This window comes from Streptomyces sp. BK79 (assembly GCF_044142145.1).
Classification (GTDB): domain Bacteria; phylum Actinomycetota; class Actinomycetes; order Streptomycetales; family Streptomycetaceae; genus Streptomyces.
Map to the genome: position 1 here is coordinate 1 of NZ_JBHVOC010000059.1, position 4,701 is coordinate 4,701.

Annotated in this window: 2 protein-coding genes; both read right to left on the reverse strand. The window is 72.2% G+C overall.

Features of this window, described 5'->3' with window-relative positions:
* Positions 1 to 803 (reverse strand): beta-ketoacyl synthase N-terminal-like domain-containing protein (locus tag ACFIF2_RS35695; protein WP_395577453.1); only part of this gene is annotated, 803 nt, incomplete at its 3' end.
* Positions 803 to 4,701: SDR family NAD(P)-dependent oxidoreductase (locus ACFIF2_RS35700; RefSeq protein WP_395577454.1), on the reverse strand; the 3,899-nt coding region annotated here is incomplete at its 5' end. The genes ACFIF2_RS35695 and ACFIF2_RS35700, both read right to left, overlap by 1 nt.

Genomic DNA, 4,701 nt, shown 5'->3' on the forward strand with positions numbered 1-4,701 from the left:
GCGAAGCCCGCGCCGTCGGCACCCGCCGCGAAGGCCTTGCAGCGGCCGTCACCGGCCAGGCCACGCTGATGGGAGAAGGCGGTGAACACCGTCGGGGTGGCCATGACCGTGGCGCCCCCGGCGAGAGCCAGTTCGCACTCGCCGGACCTCAGTGCCTGTACGGCGGAGTGGAGGGCGACCAGGGAGGACGAGCACGCCGTGTCGACCGTGACAGCAGGCCCCTCCATGCCGAGCGCGTACGAGACGCGGCCGGACATCACGCTGGCCGAGCAGGCGGTGGCCAGGTAGTTGGCGTACTCGCCGTCGGATCCGGCGAAGAGGGAGAAGTAGTCCTGGCCGATCGTGCCGAACCAGACGCCGGTGCGGCTGCCATGCAGGGACCTGGGGTCGATGCGGGCGTGCTCGATCGCCTCCCACGAGCTTTCGAGGAGCAGCCGCTGCTGCGGGTCCATAGCCAGCGCCTCACGGGGCGAGATGCCGAAGAACTCGGCGTCGAACCGTCCGGCGTCGTAAAGGAATCCGCCTTCGCGCCGGTACGACCGTTCGTCGTCGAACGCGGTGTCGAGGTTCCAGCCGCGGTCGGTGGGCAAAGGCGCCAGGGCGTCGGTTCCGGTGTCGAGGAGTTCCCAGAACTGCTCCGGTGTCCGCACGCCGCCGGGCAGTCGGCAGCTCATGCCGACGATCGCGACGGGCTCGGTCGCCCTGCGTTCGGTGTCGCGTAGCCGTTGCTTGGTGGTCCGCAGGTCGGCGAGGGTCTTCCGCAGATAGTCGCGGAGCTTTTCCTGAGGTGCTTCGGCCGTCATCAGGCCTCCCCCAGTTCGCTGTCGACGAGCGCGAAGATCTCGTCGTCGGTGGCCGTGGACAGGTCGTCGTCACGGACCGCCTCCGGAGCCCGCTTCTCCGCGGCCTCCCGCCACTCGGCGAGAAGGGCCTCCAGCTGGATCGTCACGTCCTCGGCGCCCTCAGCGTCCGGGGTGAGCGACCGGAGGTCGGCGCGGAGCCGTCCGACGGCGGCCAGGACCGGTTCGGCCGCGGAGGGCGTTGCGGTGCCCAGCAGGCCGGCGAGGTGCCCGGCGAGGGCCGTCGGGCTGGGGTGGTCGAAGACGAGCGTGGCCGGCAGGCGCAGGCCGGTGAGGGCGGCGAACCTGTTGCGCAGCTCCACGGCGGTCAGGGAGTCGAAGCCCAGGTCGCGGAAGGGCCGGTCCGGCGAGACGGCGTCGGAGGTGCCGTGGCCGAGCACCGCGGCGGCGTGGTCGCGCACCAAGCCCAGGAGCAGCTCCGTGCGTTCGGGGCCGGACAGCGAGGCGAGCTGCTGTTCGAGCCCGGCGCTGCGGACCGCGGTGCTCGCGGTGCGGCGGGCCGTGGCGTGGATCAGCCTGCGGAACATCGCGGGCACCTCGCCACTGCGGCTGCGGAGCCTCGCGACGTCCAGGTGCATGGGCAGCAGCACCGCCTCGGCGGTGTCCCGGGCGGCGTCGAAGAGGGCCAGGCCCTCCGTTTCGGACATCTCGGCGACGCCGTTGCGGGCGATCCGGGCGAGTTCGGTGAAGCCGAGCTGTCCCGTCATCGTGCTGCGGTCGGTCCACAGTCCCCAGGCGAGCGCCTGTCCGGCGAGGCCCTGTGTGCGGCGGTGTTCGGCGAGCGCGTCGAGGAAGGCGTTGGCGGCCGCGTAGTTGGACTGTCCGGCGCCGCCGAGCACGCCGCTGGCGGAGGAGAAGAGCACGAAGTCGGCCAGCGGGGCGTTGTCGAGGAGCCGGTGCAGGTTCCAGGCGGCGTCGACCTTGGGACGCATCACGGTGTCGAGCCGTTGGGGGTTCTGCTTGTCGATGACGCCGTCGTCGAGTACTCCCGCCGAGTGGACGACGGCCACGAGCGGATGCCGGTCTTCGACGGACCGTACGGCCTGTTCGAGGGCGGTGGCGTCGGCGAGGTCGCAGGAAGCCCAGGTGACGTCGGCGCCGAGCTCGGTGAGTTCCCGCACCAGGTCGGTGCGCTCCGCGCTGCGGCTGACCAGCAGCAGTCGTCGTATGCCGTGATGGGTGACCAGGTGCCGGGCGATGAAACCGCCCAGGGTGCCGGTGGCGCCGGTGACCATGACGGTGCCGTCGGTGTCGATGGGCCGGGGCACGGTGAGGACGATCTTGCCTATGTGCTTGGCCTGGCTGATATGCCGGAAGGCCTCCGGCGCCCGGCGCACGTCCCACTGGGTGATCGGCAGCGGCCGGAACGCGCCGGCTTGGAAGAGCCGGACGATCTCGGCGAGCATCTCCCCGGTGCGCTGCGGCCCGGCCTCGACGAGGTCGAAGGCCTGGTAGGCGACTCCGGTGTGGTCCTCCGCCACCTGCTCCGGCCGCCGTATGTCGGTCTTGCCCATGTCCACGAACCGGCCGCCGCCGGGCATCAGCCGCAGCGAGGCGTCGACGAACTCCCGGGCCAGCGAGTTCAGGACGAGGTCGACTCCCCTGCCGTCGGTGGCGTCCAGGAACTTCTGCTCGAAGTCGAGGGTGCGGGAGGAGGACAGGTGGGCGTCGTCGAGCCCCAGGGCGCGCAGCGCGCCCCACTTGCGCGGGCTGGCGGTGCCGAACACCTCGGCCCCGAGGTGCCGGGCGATCTGTACGGCGGCCATGCCGACACCGCCGGCGGCAGCGTGGATGAGGACGCGGTCGCCCGCGCAGATGCCGCCGAGGTCGCACAGCCCGTAGTAGGCCGTCAGGAACGCGGCGGGCACCGAAGCCGCCTGAGCGAACGTCCAGCCCTCGGGCATCCGTGCGAGGTAGCGGTGATCGGTGACGGCGAGCGGCCCGAAGCCGGAGGACAGGATGCCCATCACGCGGTCGCCGGGGGCCAGGTCCGGCACGGCGTCGCCGACCTCGACGACGACGCCGGCCGCCTCACGGCCGAGGGTCAGCTCGTCCTCGACCATGCCGAGGGCGGCGACCACGTCGTGGAAGTTGAGGCCGCCCGCGTGGACGGAGACCCGGACCTCGTTGTCGGCGAGGGTCTTCTCGGCGTGCGGGTAGACGCCCAGCGTGAGGTTGTCGAACGTGCCCGGTTCGGTGATCTCAAGGCGCCAGGCGTCGGCTCCGGCGGGCGGCACCAACTCGGGTGCGGTGGCACGGGCCAGGCGGGCGGCGGTGGGCCGGCCCTCGCGGACCATGATGCGCGGCTCGTCGGACTGGATCGCCTCGGCAAGGACGGCCACCGAGTCGGGGTGGTCATCGAGGTCGACGAGGGTGATGCGCCCGGGGTTCTCGGTCTGGGCGGAGCGCACGAGGCCCCAGACGGGGCTGTGCAGGAGGTCACCCGGGAGGGCGTTGCGGGTCACAACGGCCAGCCGGGTGTCGGCGAGCCGTTCGTCGGCGAGCCACTCCTGTACGACGCCGAGCACCCGAGCGGTCACGGCCCTGACCGCGGTGGGCAGGTCCGCGTCCGGCTCGCCGGGCGCCGTACAGGGCAGCAGCAGCACCTCGGCGGCGGTGTCGGCGGACGCGGGTTCCGGGGCGGCCCCGACCTCCCAGCCCGCGGCGCGCAGCGCGGCACCGAGGGCGAACGGGTCGTCGCCCAGCACGACGCCGTGCGCGGCGGTCGCATTCCCGACGACGGGGACGGTCTCGTCCCAGGCCACCTTGAACAGCGACTCGGGCCGCTTCACGGTCAGCTGGCCGCGGTCGACCGGCCGGGTCGCCAGGTGCCCGAGGGAGAACACCGGAAGTCCGGTGGCGTCCCAGGCCTCCCACGCCATCCCCTGCTGACCGGCCGGGGACACCCGTACGCGGAGCGACCGGGCACCGGTCGCGAACAGTTGTACACTGCCGAACGCGAACGGCAACTTGGTCGCGTCAGAGCGCAGTTGGGCGGTGGCCGCGGTCTGTATGGCGGCGTCGAACAGGGCGGGGTGGATGCCGAAGCCGTCCACGTCGGCGTCCTCGGGCAGTCCGACCTCGGCGTAGAGTTCCTCGCCCGCTCGCCAGACCTTGCTCACGCCCTGAAAGACCGGGCCATAGTGGTAACCGGCATCGGCGAGGCGCTCGTAGAACCCGTCAGCCTCCACCGGCTCCGCACCGGACGGCGGCCACACGGCCATGGTCTCCGGCTGCGCCCCTCCCGCGATGAGGAATCCCTCCGCGTGGGTCACCCAGGCCTGGTCGTCACCGCGCGAGTGCACCGACACTGCCCGGCGATCGGCCTCGCCAAGGTCGGAGACGACGACTCTGACCTGCACGGCGTCGGACTCGCCGAGCACGAGCGGCGTCTGCAGGGTGAGCTCCTCGACCGATCCGTAACCGACTTGGTGGCCCGCGTGCAGGGCGAGTTCGACCCACGCCACGCCCGGCACCAGGGTCTGCCCGAGCACCTGGTGATCGGCCAGCCAGGGGTACGCGGAGAGCGACAGCTCGCCGGTCCACACCCACTGTCCGCCGGGCAACTCCACTGCGATGGGCAGGAGTTCATGTCCCGCTTCGACCAGCCCGGCCACGTTGAGGTTCCCGGTGCGGGAGCTCGACGGCTCCAGCCACAGCCGCTCCCGGCGGAAGGGATACGTGGGCAGCTCGACCCGCCTGCCGCCGGCGAGCATCCCCGCCCAGTCGACGGGCACACCGCGCGCCCATGCCTCACCGGCGGACGTGACGAGCCGGGTGAGGGCACCCTCGTCACGTCGCAGGCTTCCCAGGACGACGGCCTGTGCGGCGCTCTCGTGAA